The sequence below is a fragment of the Massilia niastensis DSM 21313 genome, from assembly GCF_000382345.1.
Lineage (GTDB): Bacteria > Pseudomonadota > Gammaproteobacteria > Burkholderiales > Burkholderiaceae_D > Telluria > Telluria niastensis.
In genome coordinates this window covers 1-18,036 of sequence record NZ_KB908127.1, presented here as the reverse complement: position 1 = coordinate 18,036, position 18,036 = coordinate 1, and the positions used below count along the sequence as shown (strand labels likewise).

The window sequence follows — 18,036 nt, the reverse complement described above, 5'->3', positions numbered from 1 at the left end:
TTCACAGAAAGAGCGATGAGCATCACCGACCTGCCCTTCCGGGCCACCACCGACGAAGCCTGCGCCTGGCTGGCGCAGCAAACCGGCGCGCCCTGGACCCTGGCCCGCCTGCTCGAGCACGGACTGACGCCGTATGTCTGGCTGGACTACGACGCGGCCTATCCCGAGCTGTTCGGCGACGCCAATGGCGGCTACGCGGCGCCGATCTTCTTCGAGGGCGACATCGCCCGCCTGGCGGCCGGCAGCGACGATGTCGTGATCACGCTCACCAAGGACGCCTACAAGATCGTCGCGCGCCTGCCCGAGCCGGGCTTTCGCCGCCGCCTCGACGAGCTGCGCTTCCAGAAGAAAGACCTGGAGCGATTAGCGGGAAAACTGAAGCACGAGGCGCAAGCGGCGCCGGCGGAGCGGCCGGCGAAGGCCGCGGGCGCCAGCGAATCACAACTCGGCATCGGCAAGGCGGAAGTACTGGAAGCCTTCGCCCGCATCGTCAGGATGGACCTGGACAAGGCGCTGGATGAGGCGATCGGCATCTTCGGCGACGACGGCGCGCGCGTCAAGGCCAGCGCCCGCAAATCGAAGCGCAACGCGGTGTGGAACCCGGTGACCCTGGCGCTGGGGCTGCACGACGCCTACCGCGTGCCGCTCGGCCCCCTGAAGCGCGCCTTCAAGTCGCACGACTTCCTGCAGGCCTGGGAAGGCGACTGGGAGCAGTCGCTGCTGTTACTCGGCAAGTGAGCGCGCCAGCAGGCGGCGCAGCTGCGCCGCCTGGTAGGCGCCGAAGGTGTCGCTGAACAGGCAGCGGATCAGGGGGTCGTCGACCACGTCGGCCTGCGCCAGCTCGCGTTCGGTGTCGGCATCGAACACGGTGTCGTTGATGCGCATGTACATCGAGGTCAGCGACTCGCCCAGCTCCAGCGCCGCATACAGCTTCGCGGCCGGGATGTCGGTGGTCCAGCCCAGCGGCGCCGCGCTGTCGTCCGCGAGGGAGGCAAGCTCGCCCTCCAGGCGGTAGCGGAAACGGGTCGCCGCGCCCGCGTGGTCGTAGAGCGACAGCTGCCAGATGCGCACCCCGTCGAAGTACTCGGACGCGGCTTCCACGGCGCCGTATTTTTCCAGCAGGCCCGTGCGGCAGTAGTCCATCACGCGCGCATGCTGCTGCGCCGTCAGCGGCGCGAAGTGGCGCGCGATCTCGGCCGTGGACGGCGGCGTGGCATTGCCTTCGTACTCGTAGTCGACATCCTGCGCGCCGACCGGCAGCACCCAGTCCAGGGGCGGCGCCGGGCGCAGCGCGCCGGCGTCGAGCAGCACCGACACGCCCGGATCGAGGCGCACCACCTGCGCCCGCGGCAGCGCCGCCCTCGTTTCCTGCGCGAACCGGGCATAGGAGATCGGGAAGAAGGCGCGGTTGTACCAGGACCACGGCTCCTGCAGGAACTGGCAGGAGCTGGGCACCACGTAGCGGGGATCGAGGGCCTGCAGCTGCTCGATCCACTCTTCGGGCAGCGCCGGCGGGGCGGCGGCGGCGCGCGACGGCGCCAGCACTTCGATCTCGCGCATGGTCTGGAAGGGCCACAGCACCATGTCCCACGGCCCCTCCCGGATCAGCTGGGCCAGCGTGCCCTCGTCGATCCAGGAATCGACCACGTTCAGCACATTCAGCCCGGCCGCCTTCACCTGGAACATCGAGTCCACATCCGCATCCATGGCCTCGCGCGGAATCACCTGGAACGGGCCGGTCTCGACCGCCTGGTTCAGGCGCAGCGGATGGACCCGGGTGAAACCGAGTCGGCGCAGCATGTCGAACAGCGCGTCGAAGATGCAGTAGATGTACAGCGGGGTGGCCCGGTCCAGCAGGTCCAGGCTCTCGAGCGAGCAATGGTCGTCGTGGAAGTGGGAAATGAAGACCGCATCGAAGCGCTGGCGGCGGATCAGGTCGTGGTCGAAGCGCACGTCCGGGAAGGCGTGGCAATTGCGGCTGAACGGGTTCTCGAAGATGGTATCGAAGGCGATGCGCGTGTCCCCGCATTCGAACACATAGCCCGCATGCAGAATTCTCGATATCCTCAGTCCCGCCTCGGCCATGCTCGTCTCCCTGGAAGACGGCATTCTACAACGCGGGCGGGCCGCCCGGCGCGGCCTTCGCCCGCATCGTCAGGATTGCCCCCCGTGGCCGGCGTCCGGCCGCGGGAGAGCGGTCACCGGGTCAGAACGCCCCGACGTAGTTCTCGGCCAGCGCCGTCGCCAGCGCCCGCGAGTTGACGACGTTGTCAAGCTGGGCGCGCTGCATCTGGCGCTCGAACGGGGTCGCATCGGCGAAGGTGTGCAGCATGCTGGTCATGTACCACGAGAAGTACTCGGCGCGCCACACGCGCTTGAGCGCTTCGTCCGAGTAGGTGTCCAGGCCTTGCTCGCTGCCCTGGCGGTAGAACTGGCCGAGGGCCTTCGACAGGATGTTGACGTCGCTGATCGCCAGGTTCATGCCCTTGGCGCCGGTCGGCGGCACGATGTGGGCGGCGTCGCCGGCCAGGAACAGGCGGCCGCAGCGCATCGGCGCGGACACGAAGCTGCGCATGCCGATGATTCCCTTCTGGAAGATCTTGCCTTCGTTGAGGCGCCAGCCGTCGGTGTTTTCCACGCGGGTGTGCAGCTCGTTCCAGATGCGGTCATCCGACCAGTTGTCGACATGGTCGGTCGGATCGCACTGGAAGTACAGGCGCTGCACGGTCGGCGTGCGGGTGCTGATCAGGGCGAAGCCGCGGTCGTGCTGGGCGTAGATCAGTTCATCCGACGACGGCGCCGATTCCACCAGGATGCCGAACCAGCCGAACGGATAGATGCGCTGGTAATCCTCGCGCAGGCTGGCCGGGATCGCCGGGCGCGACACGCCATGGAAGCCGTCGCAGCCGACGACGAAGTCGGCCTCGATCTGGTGGCTCGCGCCCTGGTGGTCGAAGCGCACGATCGGATTGCTGCTGTCGATCCGGTCCACCGCCACGTTGCTCACCTCGAAGCGCAGGTCGCCGCCGGCCGCCAGCCTGGCCGCGACCAGGTCCTTGATGACTTCGTGCTGGGGATAGACGGTGATGGACTTGCCGGTCAGGCCCTGCAGGTCGATGCGGTGGCGGCGGCCGCCGAAGGCCAGTTCGAAGCCGTGGTGCAGGGCGCCCTCGGCGCGCATGCGTTCGCCCACGCCGGTCTCGGTCAGGAGGTCCATGGTGCCCTGTTCGAGCACGCCGGCGCGGATGGTCGCTTCGATATCGGCACGGCTGCGGATCTCGATCACGGTCGATTCGATGCCCTGCAGGTGCAGGAGGTGGGACAGGAACAGGCCGGCCGGGCCGGCGCCGATGATGGCAACTTGGGTACGCATGGCGGTCTCCGATATGTGTTGGTATGTGCACATCGTAGCCGCGGAAGGCCCAGGAAAAAATGGATGAAATCGGATAATACTTGTACTATTTTGACATACGCTCACATCCCGAGATTTTCCGCATGTCCACCAGCGCCGCCCTGAAGCCAGCCACCGTTCCCCAGTTTGCCCTCTACGGCGAGGAACTTCGCCCGGAAAATGGGGAATTCGTCCACGTCGAGCTGATCGAGACCCGCAGCCGCCTGCACGACTGGCACATCGGCATGCACACGCACGACGGCCTGTTCCAGGTACTTTTTTTACTTGCCGGCCAGGTCCGCGCCACCGTCGGCGGCGAGGTCTGGGACTGCGCCGGCCCGACCGTGATCACCCTGCATCCATCGGTCGTGCACGGCTTCGATTTTTCCGAGGAGGCGCAGGGCTACGTCCTGACGGTGGACCAGCAGGTGGTGCTGGCGGCCGGCGGAAATGGCAACGAGCTGTTCGCGTCGCTGTTCGTGCGGCCGCTGGCCATCGAGCTCGGCCCCATCCCCGAGATGCGCGCGCGCATCGAAGGACTGCTCAACAACCTGCTGGCCGAACTGTCCTGGCCCCAGTACGGGCATACGATGATGCTCGAGTGGCTGGCGCGCAGCGTGCTGCTGCTGCTGGCGCGGGTGCAGGCGGAAAACCGGATCGCGGTCCAGTCCGGGCACGGCGAGCTGGAATTGTTCACGCGCTTCCGCGCCGAGGTCGAACGCCGCTTCAGGGAGCAGTGGCAGGTCGGGCAGTATGCGGCGGCCCTGCACGTGACCCCGACCCGCCTGAACCGCCTGTGCCTGAAGGTCGCCGGCAAGAGCGCCTTCGATATCGGCCAGGACCGCCTGATGCTGGAAGCCTGCCGCAAGCTGACCTACACGCCCTCGCCCATCGCCAGCATCGCCTACGAACTCGGATTCCAGGATCCGGCCTATTTCAGCCGCCTGTTCCGCAAGCGCCTGGGGGTAACGCCGAAGCAGTTCCGGGAGCAGCCGTTCGCGCAGCCGGGCCAGGGATCGCCCCTGTAAATACGCACCCTGGGCCGTATCGCTGTAGAATCGCGCTTTTGCCCAGCGCTCGACAATGACTTCACCATCCCAGCCGCCGGCAGGCGCATCCCACACCTCGGAACTGATCCTGGGACTGGAGGACCGCCCTGCTCCCCTGATCGGCATCCTCGCAGCCCTGCAGCACCTGCTGGCCATCATCGTCCCGATCGTCACCCCGGGCCTGCTGATCTGCCAGGCGCTGGGCGTGTCGGCCCGGGATACCAACCTGATCGTGTCGATGTCGCTGGTGATTTCCGGGATCGCCACCTTCGTCCAGTGCCGCCGCTTCGGGCCCTTCGGCGCCGGACTGCTGATCGTGCAGGGCACCAGCTTCAACTTCGTCGGCCCGCTGATCGCCGGCGGCGCCTTGATGGTCAAGCAAGGCACGCCGGTCGAGGCGGTGATGGCGTCGATCTTCGGCGTCGTGGTCGCCGGCTCCTTCGTCGAAATGGGCGTCTCGCGCATCCTGCCGTTCATCAAGCGCCTGATCACGCCGCTGGTCACCGGGATCGTGGTGCTCATGATCGGCCTCACCCTGATCAAGGTCGGCCTGATCAGCATGGGCGGCGGCTTCTCGGCCATGGCCGACGGCAGCTTCGCCAACGGCGAGAACCTCCTGCTCTCGGGCGCGGTGCTGGGCATCATCGTGGCCATCAACCGCGTTCCGGTGGTGTGGATGCGCAGCGCCGCCATCGTCATCGCGCTGGCGGTGGGCTATGCGCTGGCGGCCTACCTGGGACGCCTGGATTTCAGCGGCATGCACGAGGCGCCATGGTTCCAGGTGCCGATGCCGCTGCACTTCGGCCTCGATTTCTCGTGGTCGCTGTTCATCCCCATGCTGGTGATCTACCTGGTCACCTCGCTCGAGGCCATCGGCGACGTGACCGCCACCAGCAAGGTCTCGCGCCAGCCTGTCGAAGGCCCGCTGTGGATGCAACGCATCAAGGGCGGCGTGCTGGTCAACGGCGCCAACTCCCTGCTGGCGGGGATCTTCAACACCTTCCCCAGCTCGATCTTCGCCCAGAACAACGGCGTGATCCAGCTGACCGGCATCGCCAGCCGCCATGTCGGGATGTGGATCGCCCTGTTCCTGGTCATCCTGGGCCTGTTCCCGGCCGTCGCCGGCGTGATCCAGGCGGTGCCGGAGCCGGTGCTGGGCGGCGCGGCCATGGTCATGTTCGGCGCGGTGGCCGCGGCCGGCATCAACATCCTCGCGAGCGTCGAGCTGGACCGGCGCGCGCTCCTGATCATCGCGGTGTCGCTGGCCCTGGGGCTGGGCGTGTCCCAGGTTCCCGAATTCCTGGCCCATATGCCCGCGGCCGTGCGCAACGTGCTGGAATCGGGCGTGGCGACCGGCGGCATCTGCGCCCTGGTGCTGAACTGGTTCCTGCCGGCGCAGCCGGTGGCGTCCCAGGCTGCCGCGGCTGCCTCCAAGAAGGGCCTGACGACGACCGACGCCGCATGACGCTGCCAATGCTGCTCGCGTAGCAGTGCGGAGGGCGGCCTGTCCATGGCCGCCCCGGCCCCGCAAGCATATTCATACCAAAGAGATATCGTGTAAGATATCAAGCCTGTTCCTGCGGCGTTCAGTTCTTCGACTTTTCTTCTTTGGGGAGAAAATGTTGTTGCTGCAAAGGCTCATTTCAGTGTCAGCGGCGATCGCACTGCTGCTGATCGCACTCCTGCCGCGCATTGCGTTCGGCGCCGCCGGCGTCGGCCTGCTGACGGTCGATGGCGCGATCGGCCCCGCCAGTGCGGACTATATCGCCCGCGGCATCGCCCGCTCCACCGAGGCGGGACACCAGCTCGTCATCCTCAAGATGGACACGCCCGGCGGACTCGACACGTCGATGCGCAGCGTGATCAAGGCGATCCTGACCTCCTCCGTCCCGGTCGCCACCTATGTCGCGCCCAGCGGCGCGCGCGCCGCCAGCGCCGGCACCTATCTCCTGTATGCGAGCCACGTCGCGGCCATGGCGCCGGGCACCAACCTGGGCGCGGCAACGCCGGTCGAGGTCGGCATCGCGCCGCAGCAGCCGGATCCGGACAAGGCGCCCCCACGCGGCGAGCCGGGCGCCGGGAAGAAGGGCGAGAAGGGAGAAAAGGGAGAGGATGGCGCCGACAAGCCGGACACGACGCCGGCGCTGACGCGCAAGCAGATCAACGACGCCGCCGCCTACCTGCGCGGCCTGGCGCAGATGCGCGGCCGCAATGCCGAGTGGGCGGAGCGCGCCGTGCGCGAGTCGGTCAGCCTCACCGCCGAGGAGGCGCTGGCGCAGAATGTCATCGAGTATGTCGCCCCGGACCTGCCCAGCCTGCTGGCCCAGATGGACGGCCGCACGGTCAGCGTCATGGGACAGGAGCGCCGCCTGGCCACGAAGGGCGCCGTGGTGGCCGAGTTCATCCCGGACTGGCGCACCAACGTGCTGGCGGCGATCACCAATCCCAGCGTCGCCCTGCTCCTGATGACCATCGGCATCTATGGCCTGGTGTTCGAGTTCATGAATCCCGGTGCCGTGGCGCCGGGCGTGATCGGCGCGATCTGCCTGCTGCTGGGCCTGTATGGCCTGCAACTGCTGCCGGTGAACTATGCGGGCCTGGCCCTGATCGTGCTCGGGCTGATGTTCATGGGCGCCGAGGCCTTCCTGCCCAGTTTCGGGATCCTGGGGCTGGGCGGCATCGTCGCCTTCGTCGCCGGGGCGCTCATGCTCATCGATACGGAATTGCCCGGCTACGGCATCCCGCCGGTGCTGGTCGGCACGCTGGCCGTCGCCAGCGCCCTGATCCTGATCGGGACCGCGCGCCTTGCCCTGAACACGCGCAGGCGTCCCGTGACCAGCGGCGCAGCCGGGCTCATCGGCGCGGTCTGCAAGGTGGAGAGCGTCGCGGACAAGAACGCGGGGGAAGCCTGGGTGCGGGTCGAAGGCGAGATCTGGCAGGCGGTCAGCAAGGCTCCCCTCAGCCCTGCCCAAGTCGTCCGGATCGTCGGCCGCAAGGGCCTGATCCTGGAAGTGGTCCCGCTGGACAAAGCACAAGGAGCGTAGCGATGTTTCTGAATATCGGTGTCGGCCTTGGCGGCCTCCTCATCCTCCTGATCCCGCTCGTGATCTCGGCGATCCGGGTCCTGCGCGAATACGAGCGCGGCGTCGTCTTCCAGCTCGGCCGCTTCTGGGGCGTCAAGGGACCGGGCCTGATCATCATCATCCCGATCCTCCAGCAGATGGTGCGCGTCGACCTGCGCACCATCGTGCTCGATGTGCCGACCCAGGACGTCATCTCGCGCGACAACGTCTCGGTCAAGGTGAACGCGGTGCTCTACTTCCGCGTCGTCGATCCGGAACGGGCCATCATCCAGGTGGCCAACTTCATGGAGGCGACCAGCCAGCTGGCGCAGACCACCCTGCGCGCCGTGCTGGGCAAGCACGAACTCGACGAGATGCTGGCGGAACGCGAGCGGCTGAACATGGATATCCAGCAGGTGCTCGACGCGCAGACCGACGCCTGGGGCATCAAGGTCGCCAACGTCGAGATCAAGCACGTCGACCTCGACGAATCGATGATACGCGCCATCGCCCGGCAGGCGGAAGCGGAGCGCGAGCGGCGCGCGAAAGTGATCCATGCGGAGGGCGAGCTGCAGGCATCGGAAAAGCTGCAGCAGGCCGCCTTCGTGCTGGCGCAGCAGCCCGGGGCCATGCAGCTGCGCTACATGCAGACGCTCGGTGCGATTGCCGGGGACAAGTCCTCGACGATCGTCTTCCCCATGCCGATCGATATACTGAACAACCTGACGGAAGCCGTGCGCAAGGAGCGTCCCTGATGGCCTAGCCTTCCTGATGCGCCGGGAAGTTGCGCGACAAGGCTTCCAGTCCGTCGCGGTAGATCCCGCCGAACAGGCGCGCGGCCTCGTCGTCGCTGACGCCGAGCGGCGTGAACTGCCCTGACCATTCGACCCGCGCGCCCCCTTCCGCATCGCGCACCCGCAAGGTCGACCGGTAGCCCGTGACCGGGAACGGCGCCTGCAGGATCGCGTAGCTGTAGCTGCGCCCCGCATCGTCGAAGGCCAGCAGGCGCTCGACGATCGCTTCGCCGCTGGGGTTGGCGAGGGTGCGCACCCGCCCGCCCTCGGACAGCGCGCTCTCCGGAATGTAGGGCAGCCAGTCCGGCAGCGAATCGAAGCCGCCGATCAGTTGCCACACCTGCTCCGGCGTGGCGGGGATGTCGATACTCTCAAATGCGTTTGCCATGCTGTCTCTCCTTGAAGTGTGGCGTGGATCAGCGGTCGATCGGCAGCGGCGCCGCGGCGGCCACCAGCTTCTCTTCGCGCATCTCTTCCCAGAAGCGGGCGGGAATGACGGTATTCAGCGCCGCATGGTCTTCCGCGATGCGTTCGGGCCGGCTGGCGCCGGGGATCACCGATGCGACGGCGGGATTGGCCAGGGCGAACTGCAGCGCGGCGGCCTTGACGGGCACGTGATGGCGCCGGGCGATGGCCTTGATGCGCTCGACCTTCGCGACGATGTCCGGCGCGGCCTGCTGGTACTCGAAGTGCGCGCCCCCGGCCAGGATGCCCGAGCTGTACGGACCGCCCACGACGATGTCGACACCGCGCGCCGCGGCGGCGGGCATCAGGCGCTGCAGGGCGCGCTCGTGGTCGAGCAGCGTGTAGCGCCCCGCCAGCAGGAAGCCGTCCGGTTGCGCTTCGCTCAGGTCGAGCGTGATTTCCAGCGGCTCGACCTTGTTGACGCCCAGGCCCCAGGCCTTGATCACGCCTTCCTCGCGCAGCCGGGTCAGCACCCGGAAGGCCCCGGTGCGGGCCGATTCGAACCGGGCCAGCCATTCGTCGCCGTAGAAGTCCTGGGCGATGTCGTGGACCCAGACGATGTCCAGGTAGTCGGTGCCCAGGCGCTTCAGGCTGTCCTCGATCGAACGCAGGGTGGCGTCGGCCGAGTAGTCGTTGACGATCCGGTTGGGGCGGCCGAACTCGAACAGCCCGCCCTTCTCGCCCAGGTTGCGGGCGGCGGCGTCTTCCGTCTCGTCGAGGATCAGGCGGCCGACCTTGGTGCTGAGCACGTAGTCGTCGCGTTGATAGACCGACAAGGCCTGGCCCAGCCGGATTTCCGACAGGCCGGCGCCGTAGAAGGGCGCGGTATCGAAATAGCGGGTGCCCTGGGCCCAGGCGGCGTGGACGGTCGCCGCCGCTTCCTCCTCCGGGATGTTGCGGAACATATTGCCCAGCGGGGCGGTGCCAAAACCGAGCAGACCTGCGCGGGAAAGTTGCCGTTTGAGACTCATGAATCACTCCTGTCTTGAAGCGTGGTGGGAATGAGGCCAGTCTAGGTTGCCAGGATCAGTCTGTCCAAGACATAATATGAACCACTTGAGTCCCAGGAGGTCTAATATGCTGGACATACGCCAGCTTCACTATTTCGTCGCGGTCGCCGAGGAAGAGCACGTCGGCCGCGCCGCCGAGCGCCTGCATATCTCGCAGTCGCCGCTGAGCCGGCAGATCGCGCAACTCGAAGAGAAACTGGGCCTGGCGCTGTTCGAGCGCTCCCAGCAACGCATCCGCCTGACGGCGGATGGCCGCACCTTCCTGGCCGAGACGCGCGCCTTCCTGACCCACGCCAACCGGCTCGAGTCGCTGGCGCGCCGGATGGGCAGGGGCGACGAGGGCGGCCTGTGCATCGGCTACCTGGAAAACGCGGTGCATTCCGGAGTGCTGCCGGCCGCGCTGCGGGTGCTGCGGGCGGCGCGCCCCGCCGTCCATATCGCGCTGTACAACTACCATTCGGCCGAGCAGCTCGAAGGCCTGCGCCAGCGCAGCCTCGACATCGCCCTGGTCTGCGAGCCGCCCGCGGGCGACGATCCGGAGCTGGACTGCCTGCAGGTGCTGAGCGATCCGATGCTGCTGGCCGTGCCCGAGGGCCATGCGCTGGCCGGCGCCCGCCAGGTGGCCCCGGCCGACCTGGACGGACAGAAGTGGATCAGCATCGTCAACCGCGCCAATGCGCTCAAGCACGACGACTTCATCGCCGCCTGCGCCAAGGCCGGCTTCACGCCGGAGATCACGATGGAAGCGGCCGAGCCGCAGGCGGCGCTGGGACTGGTGGCGGCCGGCCTGGGCATGGCCATGATCCAGCAGAGCCTGCGCTACCAGGCGCCGCGCGGCGTGGTCCTGCACGAATTGCCCTGGTTCGGGTACCGCACCCCGCTGTGGATCGCCTGGCACAGGGTCAACCTGCGGCCGCTGGTGGAGAACTTCCGGCTCACCCTGCTGGAGACCAGCGGCGCACAGGAGCAGCCCGGGAAGGCGGCCTGAATCAGGCCGGGCGCCGCAGCGAGGGATCGCCGTTCAGGGCCATCGGCAGCGCCCTGGCCCAGCGGTTGGCGGACAGGGAAAAGCTCAGCGAGCGCACCTGGTGATACCACCCGGCCGGCACATACAGCAGGTCGCCGGGATGGACGATGCATTCGATCGGCGTCGCCTGCCGCGCCAGGGGGAATTTCTCGAAATCGGGGGCCTTGGGGTCGAACGGAGAGCCGAACAGGATCGGATTCGCCTCGCGGGTGTACAGGAATTCGTCCTGGTGAGGCGGCGCCAGGAAAATGCGCTTCGAGCCCCACACCTGCGCGAAGATATTGTCGTCGTAGTCGCAGTGCAGCGGCGTGACCGTTCCCGCGGGCCCCAGCCAGAAGCGCGGCGGCCCCGCCCTGTCGAGATACGCGGGCCAGTAGCAGAACCTGTTCAATGCCCGCAGTTCCAGGTTGCCCAGGTAGGGCGGCAGGCCTTGCGTGCCGGCGGCGACGAGCTCCAGGTACTCGATCATCGACATGTCCTGCATGGCCCGGTCCGGAGCGAATGCCGTGTTGATGTAGTCGCCTACCCGCGCGCGCACCGGCAGGTCGCTGAAGCGTTCGCGCAGCGTTTGCGGTGTCAGGGCGCACAGCGGCCAGCGCTCGACCACCCCGTCGACCAGGAAAGGAAGGCCTTGCGCGGCCTGCGCGCGGAAGGCCGCGGCATCCAGCGCGCCCATGCGCGGCACCGCGGAGATGGCCGGCAGCCCGCGGCTGACGCGCTTGATCGCCTCGCGCATGTCCTGGACCGACGTGACGCCGCGGACTTGCGCATCCTTGCGCTCGCGCGCCAGCTTCGCGGCGAGCGCGTCCTCGGGCGAGGCCGGCACCCGCAAACGCGGCGGCAGCCCGGGCGCGACGCGCTGCTGCGGCGCCTGCGCCGGGGCTTCCGGATTACTCTTTGTTGACATGAAGCTTCACCACCATTCTCGATACCCGGACAGAGCATAGCGTATGCGGTGGCGAACTTCCAGCTTCGTCAGCGCGGCACGCTCAGAACTCGGCCTTCACGCGCAGGCCCGCATACCGCTCCGAGTTTCGCGGCAACATCTGGGTCAGCACATGCGCGCCGCCATGCAGGTCGGCGGTATCGTTGACGAAGGTGGCGTAGCTCTTGTCCAGCAGGTTATTGACGAACAAGGTGAGCTTGAAGGCATGCGATGGGCTGCTCAAGCCGATGCTGCCGTTCAGCACCCCATAGCCCTTCTGCACCTGGAGCGGATTGCCCTTCAGGTCGAAGTTGACCTCGGACTGGTACTGGTAATTCAGGTTGGCGACGCCGCTGTAGCCGGTCTCGAACAGCGGGAAGTTGCAGGTCGCGCCGAGGGTGGCCTTGTACCTGGGCGCGTTCGACAGGCGCTTGCCGCTCAGGTCCTGCACGAAGCCGTTGCCGAGCGGGATACAGCCTTGCGCCAGCGTTTGTCCCAGGTAGCAGCCCGCGCCGCGGTAGGACCTGATCCTGGCGTCGACATAGGCCAGCGAGCTTTCCAGCAGCAGCGGCTTGACCGGCCTGGCGGCGATTTCCAGCTCCACGCCCCTGGTGCGCAATGCGCCCACGTTATTGACGGCGTTCTGCAGCAGCTGGGTGGCCGGATCGATGACCGAGGACTGCGCCTGGAAATCCTCGTAGTCGGTCAGGAAGGCGGTGGCGTTGAGCTGCACGCGGTTTTGCAGGAAGCGGCTCTTGATCCCGAGTTCATAGGCCTTCGAGGTTTCCGGCGCCACCGGGCGGTCGATCCGGGACTGGTCGAAGCCGGTCGAGACATCGTAGCCGGCGCCCTTGTAGCCGGTGGCGAACGAGGCATACGCCATGACGGCTTTCCCCAGGTCGTGCTGCAGCGCCACCTTGCCGGTGACGACATCGTCGCTGCTCTCGCCGCTGAAGCGGGCCGCCGCACCCGGAACCAGGTTGGCGAAGTCGACATCGATGGTTTCGCGGTTGTAGCGCAAGCCGGCGCTGACGCGGGTGGCGTCGGTGAACCGGTAATCGCCCTGGGTAAAGGCAGCCACGGTACGGTTGCCGGTATCGGCGTCCCAGCGCGCGGCCAGCGGGAAGCCGGTGCGGCCGCGGGTGAAGCCGCGCTCGTTGTCGGAGTCCGAGTAGTAGAGACCGGCCAGGTAGTTGAAGCGGCCGTCGCCGCTCGAGGCCAGCCGCAGTTCCTGGGTCAGCATCGTGGAGTGGTAGGGACCGCCCATCGCAATGCCGCCCGCGACCGCGCCGCCCGAGAACACCGCCAGCAAGGGGATCTGGGTGCCGTCGAAATCGGCCAGGAACGCGTAGTTCCAGTCCTGGTAGGTGGTGACCGAGGTCAGTGTGTGGCCGTCCAGCCGGTAGTTCAGGCTGGCGCTGGCGCTGGAATTCCTGTTGTCGGTGAAGCCGGGGCTGTCCATCCGCACGCTGCGGTTCTCGGGACCCGGCACGATACCGGCGAGCGCCGGCGCCAGCGGCTGGCCGAACAGGCGGGCCCCGGCGGGCGCCGACAGCAGGCTCAGGACCGGGCCCTCGACGCGCCGGGTGCCATGGTCGGCAATGATCCTGCCGCGCAGGCGGCCGTTCGGCTTGAAGTCGAGGCGTGCGCGGATGCCCTTCGCGCTTTCGCCATTGAGGTCGGCGCCGGTCGTCAGGTTCGCGATCTCGCCGTCCCGTTCGACCTTGTACGCGTTAAGGCGGAAGCCCAGCGCGTCGCCGATCGGTCCCGAGATCGAGGCTTCCAGCTTGCGTTCATGGTCGGTGGTGGCGGTCGCCTGCACATGGCCCGACAGGCTGTCGCTCGATTCCCTGGTGACGATGTTGATGACGCCGGCGGACGAGTTCTTGCCGAACAGGGTGCCCTGCGGGCCACGCAGCACCTCGATGCGCTCGACGTCGCTCAGGTTCGAGAATGCCTGCATCTGCTGCACCACCGGGACGTCGTCGACGATCACCGAGACCGCCGATTCGATGCCGATGCTGAAGGCGAAGGTGCCGATGCCGCGCAGGGAAATCGTGTTGTTGCCCGGGTTCTGGTTGAGCGTCATCGAGGGCGCGACGCGCGTCAGGTCGCTGAACTCGACGATCTGCTGGTTCTCGATGGCCCGCGCGTCCACCATGTTGACGGCGACCGGCACCTTCTGCATCGGTTCGGCGCGCTTCTGGGCCGTCACCACCACGGTCTGCAAGCCCTCTTCCGGCCTGGCCGACGCCGCGGGATCCTGTTGCGCCGATGCCGGCGCGGCGAACGCGCCCATGGCCAGCATGGCGGCGGCAAGTGCGATCGCATTCGGACGCGGTCGGCGGGCGTGGGTGGCAATGGTTTTCATCTCGTCTCCTGGTAGTCGTTCTTATGGGCTGGCCGGCGACCCTGCGCCGGCCGGGGTGAAATCAGTCCTGGCGGCGCACCACGCGGATGTTCGAGGTGTCCGGGGCCGCCGGTTCGGTCGTGACGTGGACGCCGGAGCTGCCCAGGTCATCGAGGGCGATATGCGCGCGCGCCGGCGTGCCGACCAGCGAGACGGCGCGGTACAGGGCACCGGACATGTTGAAGTCGCCCGACAGCGGAGCGATGGCGGTCGGATCAAAGGCGCTCACGGCGGCGCGATCGTCCGCCTTCACCACCAGCACATTGGGGCCCTTGAGGAGGCGTCCGCTGACGTCGAAGCGGAAGGCGCCGAAGGCGCCGCGGTGGCGTCCCGGCTTCTGCCCGTTGAGCCAGGCATCGGCGGCGATGCTGGCGCCGTCGAACCGGAGCCAGGAATTCGCCGCGCCGGGCGCATGCGCGAACTGCAGCCGGTACCAGCCGAGTCCGCGCTTGTAATCCTTGCTCGCGGGCGTGGCTTGCGCGATGCCGGCCGCGTCGCGCGCATTCCAGGCATGCGGCAATTCGACCCGCGTCCAGCCGGCGCCGTTCGACGCCAGGGCGGCGTCGGACAGGCCGTCGTCCTGGACGAACTGCCAGCCGCCGGTCATGGGGGTTACGGTACGCGGCGTCCAGGCCTCGGCGGCGAGCGCGAGCGGGACGGCGCCAAGCGCCAGCGGCCATGCCGCAAGCAATCGACCCACCTGCCGCGGCGCCACCCAGCGCCGCTGAACCCGCCAAAACACCTTCATCGCTGCCCCTGTCGGAAACTATCCTGGGGTCAACTTTAGGGTGGCTGGCGCATCCGAGGTAGGGCGCGCTGCCGATAGCAGCTTTGTCGAAAATAGATAGCTCGGAGCCAGCCTATCCCACCTGTTACGAGCGCGGAGGCAGGCAGCCTGGCACGCGCACTCCGGTCAGCTTTCCTGCGGACTGCGCCTCGCCGCCGAGATCGCGTTCGAGATCGCACGGCGTGTAGGGCCGCAGGACAGGAGGCGGCGTAAAGTCGATGAAGCGCGACGGTCCTCCCTGCACGGCGCTCGCCGCCCGGTTCATCGCCGCTGCACTCGTGTCCGGCCACGATCCGCTGGCCAGCCTGTGCATCAGCGCCGAGACAGCGGCAACGCTTTCGGCCGGCGTGAAATTGCAATGCCCTGCGCTTGCCGTATATACCTGGCGCAGCAAGTCCTGTTTGCCGGCCGTCGCGACTGCGGCCGCGTAGGACTGCTGGGCGGCCACGACGGAAATCGCATCGCCGGTGCCGCTGAGTGTCAGCACCGGCGCCTGGAGCCGGCCATCGAATACGCCGGAGGCGACGTAGGCCAGCGCCGAGCGGTCGGCGGCGATCCGCGGCGCGCGCGCGAGCGCGGCCAGGTCGGCCTCCAGGTCGAGTCCGGCGGCCTGGTACAGCGCCCTCACCATGCCGTCGCCGTCGGCCTGGCGCAGCAGGCGGGCATAATCGACGCCGATATTGCCGGTGATGTTCCCGCCGCTCAGGGCCTCGATCTGCGAGCGGCTGCTGAGCCCCTGGTCGACCACGTTGCGCGCCCCCGCCAGGCTGTGGAACAGGCCTTGCTGGCGGGCCTGGAGGTCGCCCGGCGCCGGCGCCGGGATGGCGCTGTCGGACCATTCCGGCAGCTGGCCGATGCGCGCCGCCAGCGCGATCCGTGCGCGCCCTTGCGGCGTCTGCTGCGCCTTGTCGAGCACCGCGTGCCAGGCCGGCATGGCGGTGGTTTTGAAATCCTTCGGCAGTCCGGTGATCGGCAGCTTCCCGTCCGGCGCCAGCAGGGTGCGGGCGACGAACAGCGCGTCGAACTTCGCCTGCCACTGACCCACCGTTCCGGACAGGCCTCCGCACTGGATCACCGCCCCGTTCCAGCGCTCCGGATAGGCCTGGATGCCGACCGCGGCCGCATGGCCGCCCTGCGAGCTGCCGAACTGGATGGCGTACTTCGGCTTGCCGTATTTTGCCGTGAACAGGTCCAGGGTCCGCACCGCGTTCGCCGCGGCGAGGTGGATCGCCCAGCCCGTGACGGCGCGCGTCGTGCCGGCCATCGCGTAGCCCTGCTCGAGCAGCTTGCGGCTGGTGCGGCTGGCATCGGTCTCGGCCATGGGGTCGCGCGCGGCGTAATCGAGGCCGATCAGGACCGTGCCGTTCCAGTTGTCGGGGACGTCGATGCGGTATGCCGTCCCATCCGGCAGCACGCCGCTCGTCGTGTCGGGTGCGGCGCCAGCCGGACCGGCAAGGCAGCATGCGATCGCCACGCCGGCACAGGCGATGCGTGACGAAAGGACGCGCGCAGTGGCGCGGACCGGCGAATTCCCAATACCCTTCATTCCCATTCCCCCTGTCAGAACTACGGCAGCCAATGCCTTTGATTATGATTGAGAACTGTTTTAAAACATAATCAGAATGCACAAGCGGGGATCAAAAGTCAACCCATGTCCGGCAAGGGAGAGACTCGAAGCGCGGCAGCAACTCGACTATACTGGCCCGATCTTCTCGGCTTCGAACACTGGAAAGGATAACCATGCTTGATCTCATCAGGTTCACTGCTCCTTCATGCGCGGGAGACGCGGCATGAGCGGAACGCTGGACGCCCGGGCCACCGGCGGCCGCATCGTCTGTTTCGGCGAACTGCTGCTGCGCCTGTCGGCCCCCGAAGGCCGCATGCTGCAGCAATCCCCGGCATTGAACCTGTGCACGGGCGGAGCGGAGGCGAATGTCGCGGTGTCGCTGGCATGCCTGGGACATCGCAGCGCGATGGTCAGCGTCCTTCCCGACAATGCACTCGGCCAGGTCGCCGTCGACGCGCTGCGCACGCACGGCGTCGATGTGTCGGGCGTGCAGCGTCGGGATGGCCGCATGGGCCTGTATTTCCTGACCCCGGGCGCGGTAGTGCGTCCATCCGACATCGTGTACGACCGTGCCGGTTCCGCCTTCGCGGACGCCGACCCGGCATGCTACGACTGGGAAGCGCTACTGGATGGCGCCAGCTGGCTGCACGTCTCCGGCATCTCGCCGGCAGTCGGCGAGCGGCCCGGCCAGGCGGTGCTGGACGCCATGCGGACCGCGCGCGCGCTCGGCGTACGGGTCTCGTTCGATGGCAACTACCGCGCCTCGCTCTGGCAGGCGCGTGGAACCGACGGCGCCGCTACGCTGCGCGAAGTGCTGGGCCATGCCGACCTCGCCTTCGCCAGCGAGCGCGACTTCGCGCTCGTGCTGGGCCAGCCGGAGCTCGCACAGGACGGGCGCGAAGACGACGCGGTGGCGGCGGCCTTCGCGGCGTTTCCCCGGCTGGGCTACCTTGCGGCCACCCGGCGCCGGCAGCACGGCGTACAGCGACACGATCTCGACGCCTTCCTGCATACACGGGAAGGCAGCTACTCGGCCGGCACCTACAGCCTGCACCAGATCGTCGACCGGATCGGCACCGGAGACGCATTCGCTGCGGGCATCCTCGATGGCTTGCTGCGGTCCCTGGACCTGGACAAGGTCGTCGAATTCGGACTCGCCGCCGCGGCGATGAAGCACTCGCTGTCCGGAGACTTCAATCCCGCGTCGCGGTCGCAGATCGCAGCCCTGGTCGACGGAATGCTGGATGTGCGGCGCTGACGGCAGCCATTGTTCGCCCGCGGATCAGCCCAGTTCCTTGACCAGTTGCGGCACGACCTCGAACAGGTCGCCCACCAGGCCGTAGTCCGCCACCGAGAAGATCGGCGCTTCCGGATCCTTGTTGATGGCGACGATGGTCTTCGAATCCTTCATGCCGGCCAAATGCTGGATCGCGCCCGAGATGCCGACCGCGATGTACAGGGTCGGGGCGACGATCTTGCCGGTCTGGCCCACCTGCCAGTCGTTCGGCACGAAGCCCGCGTCGACCGCTGCGCGCGAGGCGCCCATGGC

The 18,036-nt window shown here is 67.8% G+C and carries 16 protein-coding genes; 7 read left to right on the top strand and 9 right to left on the bottom strand.

What is annotated here, in order from left to right; genetic code table 11:
* Nucleotides 1–15: 15 nt before the first annotated feature.
* Nucleotides 16–738: a hypothetical protein gene (locus H162_RS0123355; protein ID WP_020655909.1), complete on the top strand. Its 723-nt coding sequence runs from the start codon at nucleotides 16–18 to the stop codon at nucleotides 736–738.
* Here H162_RS0123355 and H162_RS0123350 read toward each other — a convergent pair.
* Both H162_RS0123350 and H162_RS0123345 read right to left on the bottom strand, forming a co-directional pair.
* Nucleotides 724–2,085 carry an MBL fold metallo-hydrolase gene (locus H162_RS0123350; RefSeq protein ID WP_026354988.1) on the bottom strand — a complete coding sequence of 454 codons (1,362 nt, stop codon included), beginning with the start codon at nucleotides 2,083–2,085 and terminating at the stop codon, nucleotides 724–726. The genes H162_RS0123355 and H162_RS0123350 overlap by 15 nt on opposite strands.
* Nucleotides 2,086–2,206: 121 nt before the next feature.
* Nucleotides 2,207–3,373 (bottom strand): 4-hydroxybenzoate 3-monooxygenase, encoded by a 1,167-nt coding sequence (locus tag H162_RS0123345; RefSeq protein ID WP_020655907.1) that lies wholly within the window; start codon nucleotides 3,371–3,373, stop codon nucleotides 2,207–2,209.
* Nucleotides 3,374–3,495: 122 nt separating this feature from the next.
* Here H162_RS0123345 and H162_RS0123340 point away from each other — a divergent pair, with 122 nt between their 5' ends.
* From H162_RS0123340 to H162_RS0123325, 4 genes are all read left to right on the top strand, one after another.
* On the top strand, nucleotides 3,496–4,419 hold the full coding sequence (locus H162_RS0123340) for a helix-turn-helix domain-containing protein (RefSeq protein ID WP_020655906.1): 924 nt from the start codon (nucleotides 3,496–3,498) through the stop codon (nucleotides 4,417–4,419).
* A 55-nt stretch (nucleotides 4,420–4,474) separates the two neighbouring features.
* The gene (locus H162_RS0123335; RefSeq protein ID WP_020655905.1) at nucleotides 4,475–5,905 is read left to right on the top strand and encodes a nucleobase:cation symporter-2 family protein; all 1,431 of its coding nucleotides are present in this window, start codon (nucleotides 4,475–4,477) and stop codon (nucleotides 5,903–5,905) included.
* A gap of 181 nt (nucleotides 5,906–6,086) precedes the next feature.
* Nucleotides 6,087–7,484, top strand: coding sequence for an NfeD family protein (locus tag H162_RS0123330; protein WP_020655904.1), 1,398 nt, complete (start codon nucleotides 6,087–6,089; stop codon nucleotides 7,482–7,484).
* Nucleotides 7,485–7,486: 2 nt separating this feature from the next.
* Complete coding sequence (locus tag H162_RS0123325; RefSeq protein WP_020655903.1) at nucleotides 7,487–8,257, top strand: slipin family protein; 771 nt, start codon at nucleotides 7,487–7,489, stop codon at nucleotides 8,255–8,257.
* A 4-nt stretch (nucleotides 8,258–8,261) separates the two neighbouring features.
* Here the strand turns inward: H162_RS0123325 and H162_RS0123320 are convergent, their stop codons facing one another.
* Both H162_RS0123320 and H162_RS0123315 read right to left on the bottom strand, forming a co-directional pair.
* Entirely contained in the window at nucleotides 8,262–8,684 is a 423-nt protein-coding gene (locus H162_RS0123320) for an SRPBCC family protein (RefSeq protein WP_020655902.1), read from the bottom strand.
* 28 nt (nucleotides 8,685–8,712) lie between these two features.
* The gene (locus tag H162_RS0123315) at nucleotides 8,713–9,732 is read right to left on the bottom strand and encodes an aldo/keto reductase (protein WP_026354987.1); all 1,020 of its coding nucleotides are present in this window, start codon (nucleotides 9,730–9,732) and stop codon (nucleotides 8,713–8,715) included.
* A 106-nt stretch (nucleotides 9,733–9,838) separates the two neighbouring features.
* Between H162_RS0123315 and H162_RS0123310 the strand changes: the two genes are divergently transcribed.
* On the top strand, nucleotides 9,839–10,759 hold the full coding sequence (locus H162_RS0123310) for a LysR substrate-binding domain-containing protein (RefSeq protein ID WP_020655900.1): 921 nt from the start codon (nucleotides 9,839–9,841) through the stop codon (nucleotides 10,757–10,759).
* 1 nt (nucleotide 10,760) lies between these two features.
* Here H162_RS0123310 and H162_RS0123305 read toward each other — a convergent pair whose 3' ends face one another.
* The 4 genes from H162_RS0123305 to H162_RS31695 all read right to left on the bottom strand — a co-directional run bounded on the left by H162_RS0123305 (nucleotide 10,761) and on the right by H162_RS31695 (nucleotide 16,466).
* The gene (locus H162_RS0123305; RefSeq protein WP_020655899.1) at nucleotides 10,761–11,705 is read right to left on the bottom strand and encodes a cupin-like domain-containing protein; all 945 of its coding nucleotides are present in this window, start codon (nucleotides 11,703–11,705) and stop codon (nucleotides 10,761–10,763) included.
* Between the two features lie 82 nt (nucleotides 11,706–11,787).
* Nucleotides 11,788–14,094 (bottom strand): TonB-dependent receptor, encoded by a 2,307-nt coding sequence (locus H162_RS0123300; RefSeq protein ID WP_020655898.1) that lies wholly within the window; start codon nucleotides 14,092–14,094, stop codon nucleotides 11,788–11,790.
* 61 nt (nucleotides 14,095–14,155) lie between these two features.
* Nucleotides 14,156–14,824 (bottom strand): sugar-binding domain-containing protein, encoded by a 669-nt coding sequence (locus H162_RS0123295; RefSeq protein WP_020655897.1) that lies wholly within the window; start codon nucleotides 14,822–14,824, stop codon nucleotides 14,156–14,158.
* A 181-nt stretch (nucleotides 14,825–15,005) separates the two neighbouring features.
* Nucleotides 15,006–16,466, bottom strand: coding sequence for a DUF6351 family protein (locus H162_RS31695; protein WP_156885770.1), 1,461 nt, complete (start codon nucleotides 16,464–16,466; stop codon nucleotides 15,006–15,008).
* A 244-nt stretch (nucleotides 16,467–16,710) separates the two neighbouring features.
* On the opposite strand from H162_RS31695, the gene H162_RS0123285 reads away from it, so the two are divergent.
* Nucleotides 16,711–17,745, top strand: a complete 1,035-nt coding sequence (locus H162_RS0123285; RefSeq protein WP_020655895.1) for a sugar kinase — start codon at nucleotides 16,711–16,713, stop codon at nucleotides 17,743–17,745.
* Between the two features lie 24 nt (nucleotides 17,746–17,769).
* Here H162_RS0123285 and H162_RS31690 read toward each other — a convergent pair.
* The coding region (locus tag H162_RS31690) for an electron transfer flavoprotein subunit alpha/FixB family protein (RefSeq protein ID WP_040786560.1) at nucleotides 17,770–18,036 on the bottom strand (267 nt) is incomplete at its 5' end.

Bases quoted from the DNA above. Each gene is read 5' to 3' on its own strand.
- H162_RS0123355 (WP_020655909.1), top strand. From the start codon at position 16: ATGAGCATCACCGACCTGCCCTTCCGGGCCACCACCGACGAAGCCTGC.
- H162_RS0123350 (WP_026354988.1), bottom strand. From the start codon at position 2,085: ATGGCCGAGGCGGGACTGAGGATATCGAGAATTCTGCATGCGGGCTAT.
- H162_RS0123345 (WP_020655907.1), bottom strand. From the start codon at position 3,373: ATGCGTACCCAAGTTGCCATCATCGGCGCCGGCCCGGCCGGCCTGTTC.
- H162_RS0123340 (WP_020655906.1), top strand. From the start codon at position 3,496: ATGTCCACCAGCGCCGCCCTGAAGCCAGCCACCGTTCCCCAGTTTGCC.
- H162_RS0123335 (WP_020655905.1), top strand. From the start codon at position 4,475: ATGACTTCACCATCCCAGCCGCCGGCAGGCGCATCCCACACCTCGGAA.
- H162_RS0123325 (WP_020655903.1), top strand. From the start codon at position 7,487: ATGTTTCTGAATATCGGTGTCGGCCTTGGCGGCCTCCTCATCCTCCTG.
- H162_RS0123320 (WP_020655902.1), bottom strand. From the start codon at position 8,684: ATGGCAAACGCATTTGAGAGTATCGACATCCCCGCCACGCCGGAGCAG.
- H162_RS0123315 (WP_026354987.1), bottom strand. From the start codon at position 9,732: ATGAGTCTCAAACGGCAACTTTCCCGCGCAGGTCTGCTCGGTTTTGGC.
- H162_RS0123310 (WP_020655900.1), top strand. From the start codon at position 9,839: ATGCTGGACATACGCCAGCTTCACTATTTCGTCGCGGTCGCCGAGGAA.
- H162_RS0123305 (WP_020655899.1), bottom strand. From the start codon at position 11,705: ATGTCAACAAAGAGTAATCCGGAAGCCCCGGCGCAGGCGCCGCAGCAG.
- H162_RS0123300 (WP_020655898.1), bottom strand. From the start codon at position 14,094: ATGAAAACCATTGCCACCCACGCCCGCCGACCGCGTCCGAATGCGATC.
- H162_RS31695 (WP_156885770.1), bottom strand. From the start codon at position 16,466: ATGAAGGGTATTGGGAATTCGCCGGTCCGCGCCACTGCGCGCGTCCTT.
- H162_RS0123285 (WP_020655895.1), top strand. From the start codon at position 16,711: ATGAGCGGAACGCTGGACGCCCGGGCCACCGGCGGCCGCATCGTCTGT.